This is a genomic window from Corallococcus sp. CA049B (assembly GCF_003611685.1).
Lineage (GTDB): Bacteria > Myxococcota > Myxococcia > Myxococcales > Myxococcaceae > Corallococcus > Corallococcus coralloides.
In genome coordinates this window covers 1-4,510 of sequence record NZ_RAWC01000370.1, presented here as the reverse complement: position 1 = coordinate 4,510, position 4,510 = coordinate 1, and the positions used below count along the sequence as shown (strand labels likewise).

The window sequence follows — 4,510 nt, the reverse complement described above, 5'->3', positions numbered from 1 at the left end:
CCTCCGGAGCACCCGCCCCCCATGGAACTTGAGGCCGCCCTTCGCGACCAGGTGGGACAGGCCATTGGCCGTCCCGTCCCCGATGCCCCCATCAAGAAGTTGAAGGGCGACGCGAGCAACCGCTCCTACTACCGCGTCGGCAGCGCCCCGGAGAGCTGGGTGCTGATGGTGATGCCGCCGGACGCGACGAAGAAGAGCGAGGAGGCCACCAAGGGCGAGCCCCCGAAGGAGCTGCCCTTCATCAACGTGCACCGCTACCTGGAGAAGCTGGGCGTGCGCGTGCCGCGCATCCTCCGCTACGACGAGCCCGCGGGCATCATGGTGCTGGAGGACCTGAGCGACATCACCTTCGAGTCCGCGCTGGAGGGCGGCCGCCACAACCAGGCGCTCTACACGCGCGCGGTGGACCTGCTGGCGAAGCTGCGCGTGCAGGCGGAGAAGCAGCGTGACCCGGAGTGCCTGGCCTTCACGCGCGCCTTCGACGAGGACCTGTACGACTGGGAGCTGCACCACTTCCGCGAGTGGGGCCTGGAGGCCTGGAGCGGCAAGCTGCCCACGGACCAGGAGCGCGCGGAGCTGGACGCCACGTTCCGGGACATCGCGAAGCAGCTGGCCGCCGCGCCGCGAGGCTTCACGCACCGCGACTACCAGAGCCGCAACATCATGGTGAAGGAGGGCGAGCTGGTGGTCATCGACTTCCAGGACGCGCTCCAGGGCCCGCGCCAGTACGACCTGGTGGCGCTCTTGCGCGACAGCTACGTGGAGCTGGACCGCGACTTCGTGGACACGATGCTGGACCGCTACATCGCCACGTTCGAGCAGGAGAGCGGGGAGAAGATCGACGCGAAGGAGTTCAAGGCGTTCTTCGACCTGCTCACCATCCAGCGCAAGCTGAAGGACGCGGGCCGCTTCGAGTTCATCCACCGCGTGAAGGGCAACCCGGGCTTCCTCGTGTCCATCCCGGCGTCGCTGCGCTACGTGAAGGCCGCGTTCGCGCGCCGGCCGGAGCTGGCGGGGCTGCAGACGCTGATCGCGAAGTACGTGCCCGAACTGGCGGCCTGAAGCCATGAAAGCGATGGTCCTCTGCGCGGGCCTGGGCACGCGCCTGCGCCCGCTCACGGAGCGCTGGCCCAAGCCGGCCATGCCGTTCCTCGGTCAGCCGCTGCTGCGCTACCACCTGGCGGTGTTGAAGGCCGCGGGCGTGACGGAGGTGGGCATCAACACGCACCACCTGCCGGACACGATGGCGGCGGTGGCCCGCGAGGAGTGCGAGCGCGCGGGGCTGCCGCTGCACGTGGTGCACGAGCCCGTCATCCAGGGCACGGGCGGAGGCATCCGCGGCCTGCGAGACTTCCTCTCCGGCGAGGACTTCCTCGTGTTCAACGGGGACATCCTCTTCCCGGTGGACCTGAAGCCGGTGGTCGCGGCGCACCGTGAGTCCGGTGCGGTAGCGACGATGGTGCTCCTGCCCATGCCGGAAGGGGAGAAGTACGCGGCGGTGGAGGCGGACGCGGGTGGGCAGGTGCGCCGCATCGCGGGGTACGGGCCGGGCGGTGAGGGCCTGCGTCCGTGGCACTTCACAGGCGTGCACGTGATGTCCCCCAGCGTGTTCGACTTCATGACGGCGGAAGGCCCCGAGGACATCAACCGCGAGGTCTACGTGCGGGTGATGCAGGCGGGGCTCCAGGTGCGAGGCCACGCGGTGGACGCGTACTGGTCCGACCTGGGCATGCCGTCGCGCTACCTGGCCACGGTGCGGGACGTGCTCGAAGGGCGCGTGCCGTTGCAGGCGCTGGGGAAGGACTCGCCGCTTCACGGGCTGAAGGCCGGGGCGGACGGAGCCTGGATTCACCCGGAGGCCCGCGTCGCGGGGACGGTGCGCGGGCCCGCCTACGTGGGCGCGGGCAGCGTGGTGGACGCGGAGGCCGCCGTGGGCCCGGGCGTGTCGGTGGGCCCGGGAGCGCGCGTGGGGCAGGGCGCGCGGCTCGAGCGCTGCGCCGTGTTCGAGGAGACGCAGGTGTCCCCCGGTGAGGCGCTCACCGAGGTGCTCGCGTGGGGCCCGCACCGCGTGCCCGCGCCGCTGACGGGGCGCTGATCACGGTCTGGCGGCGACCGTTTCCACCTTCACGCCGGAGCCATCGGGTTTCCAGGTGGCCTCCAGCGTGAGGAGGGTACCGAACGTCACGCGCAGCTTCTGTCCCGGCCTGGCCCAGTGGAGCTTTGGGATGATGTCCTCGTCGGCGCTCTCCGGGTACTGCGACAGGTGCTGCTTTCCGTCCGAGATGCCGCTGCCGCAGTCGTCCCAGGTCAGCAGGACGGTCCGCTTCGGCCCCTGCTTCTCCAGGCGCACGAGCCCCACCGTGACGACGGTCGCGCCGCCGCAGGGGCCGTCCGTGTAGCGGCCATACATGGGGTCATCGCTCCGCTCCACGAGTCCCGGCGTGCCGTCCTTGAACCGGAACGTCTCCACCACCTCGCTGGACAGCGCGGCGCGCAGGCCGCCCGGCGCCCGGGAGAGGTACAGCGTCGCCAGGGCGCCCGGGGCCTTCACTTGGATGCTCGCGGTGTCCCCGCCCACGAACGGGGTGGGCGGACCAAAGACACTGGCCTGGGGGCTGTATGCGGTGACGTCATCGAGCGACACGGAGCAGAGCCGCCCCCTGTTGCTCCAGGGGACCTCTCGGAGCGCCCGCACGCCGGTCCACGTCTCCCCCGTGCGCAGGAAGTAGGGCGGCAGCTCATCGAACGCCTGCTTCGCGCCGGGCGCCTTGGTCAGGGGCCGCCCCAGCTCCGGAAGGCCCTCCACCAGCTTCATCGTGAGCGGCTTCGCGAGCTTCACGGTCCGCAGCGTCTCCGCGTCGCCCCACTTCGGGGCCGGGTGCGTGGAGCGCAGCGTCTCCTTCGTGCCCGCCGCGCCCGCGTCGATGGCGTCCACCCGGACGCGCAACGTGCGCACGCCGTCCTTCGGGACGAACAGCAGCGCCCCGGGCTGGAGCACCGCGCGCACGTGGTAGCCCGTGGCCGTCCGCAGCACTTCGTAGCGCACGTCGCCTTCGCCCAGGGCCGGGGTCAGGCCCGGGTAGCGCTCCAGGTCGTAGAGCACGGGGGGCCGGGCGTCCGGAAAGAAGCCCAGGTGCGCGAGCCCCAGCAGCACCCGCGTCCGCTTGGGCGCCGTGCCCAGCTGCTCGCGCACGGCCTGCTTATCCTCCGCGCAGCCTTCGTCCGCCGGGAACTCGCCGCGGATGATGGCTTCGAGCGCCTTCGGGTCGTCCTTGCCGCTCACCGTGAAGAGCTTCCCCTCGGGGGCCGTGGTGACGACGCGGGAAGGCATCAGCGCGTCGGGCGCCTCCAACCCGAACCACACCTCCACGTGATCCGAGTGCACGTCGTCCGTCGCGGCCGACGGCGTCGTGTCCACCACGTCCACGTCCAGCACCAGTTGCTGTCCGTCCGAGACGAGCGTCGCGACCGACGTGGGCGCCTTTTCTCCAGAGCCTCCGAGGGGCGCCGAGAAGTCAGGCGGGGCCGCCATCAACAGCAGGCCGGTTATCAGGTGCCAGGACATGGGGACTCCTCAAGACGAAGGCCCGCGCTCCCTTCCGGGGGCACGGGCCTTCTTGTTTCCGGCGACGGGCGCTGCTTCAGGCGGCGTGGTAGCGCGCGAGCACGCAGGTGACGTTGTCGTTGCCGCCCGCCGCGTTGGCCAGGTCGATGAGCTGTCCGCACGCCTTCTCCAGCTCCGGCGTGCGCGACAGGATGTCCTGCATCTGCGCGTCGGAAATCATGCCGCTCAGGCCGTCCGAGCACAGCAGGAAGACGTCGTTCTCCAGCGGATCCACGCGGGTGACGTCCACCTGCACCTGCTCCTTCATCCCCAGCGCCCGGACGATGACGTTCTTGTGGGGGAAGTTCTCGATCTCCTCCGGCGTGAGCTTCTTCGCCTTGAGGTAGTCGTTGAGCAGCGAGTGGTCCTCCGTCACCTGCTGGAGGATGCCGCCGCGGAAGAAGTACACGCGGCTGTCGCCCACGTGGCCCACGTAGACGCCGTTCTCCGCGAAGTGCACGGACACGATGGTGGTGCCCATGCCCTTGTACTTGGTGTCCACCGTGGCGCGCTCGAAGATGCGCGCGTTCGCCAGCTTGATGCCGGTGGCCAGGCGGTTCTCATCGTAGTTGCGCTGCTTGTCCATCTTGAAGGGCCAGGTGGCGTCCTGGTCCTTGGACGTGAGGCGGAAGAACTCACCCAGCTCGTCCACCGCGATGCGGCTGGCGATCTCCCCGGACGAATGGCCTCCCATCCCGTCCGCCACGACCACGAGGTTCTCCTCGGGGAGCACGAGGTAGTTGTCCTCGTTGTGGTTCCGCTTCATCCCGACGTGGGTGCTGCCGGCGACCTCGATACGCATGCGAAGGGACTCTTCCGGGGGAGAGGCGTGAAAACCGGGGCGCGACGTTAACAAAGCGTTTCGAAAGGGGTCAAAAACCTCTCGTCTGTCCCAGCATTCCCCCC

The 4,510-nt window shown here is 69.8% G+C and carries 4 protein-coding genes; 2 read left to right on the top strand and 2 right to left on the bottom strand.

All coding sequences use genetic code 11. The features are described from left to right. Positions 1–21 precede the first annotated feature (21 nt). Positions 22–1,062: an aminoglycoside phosphotransferase family protein gene (locus D7W82_RS38550; protein ID WP_120623026.1), complete on the top strand. Its 1,041-nt coding sequence runs from the start codon at positions 22–24 to the stop codon at positions 1,060–1,062. 4 nt (positions 1,063–1,066) lie between these two features. Then, positions 1,067–2,095, top strand: coding sequence for an NDP-sugar synthase (locus D7W82_RS38545; protein WP_120623025.1), 1,029 nt, complete (start codon positions 1,067–1,069; stop codon positions 2,093–2,095). Here the strand turns inward: D7W82_RS38545 and D7W82_RS38540 are convergent, their stop codons facing one another. Continuing rightward, complete coding sequence (locus D7W82_RS38540; protein ID WP_120623024.1) at positions 2,096–3,565, bottom strand: hypothetical protein; 1,470 nt, start codon at positions 3,563–3,565, stop codon at positions 2,096–2,098. A 76-nt stretch (positions 3,566–3,641) separates the two neighbouring features. Next, a complete protein-coding gene (locus D7W82_RS38535; protein WP_120623023.1) occupies positions 3,642–4,406 on the bottom strand; it encodes a Stp1/IreP family PP2C-type Ser/Thr phosphatase in 765 nt (254 codons plus the stop codon). Between the last annotated feature and the right edge of the window lie 104 nt (positions 4,407–4,510).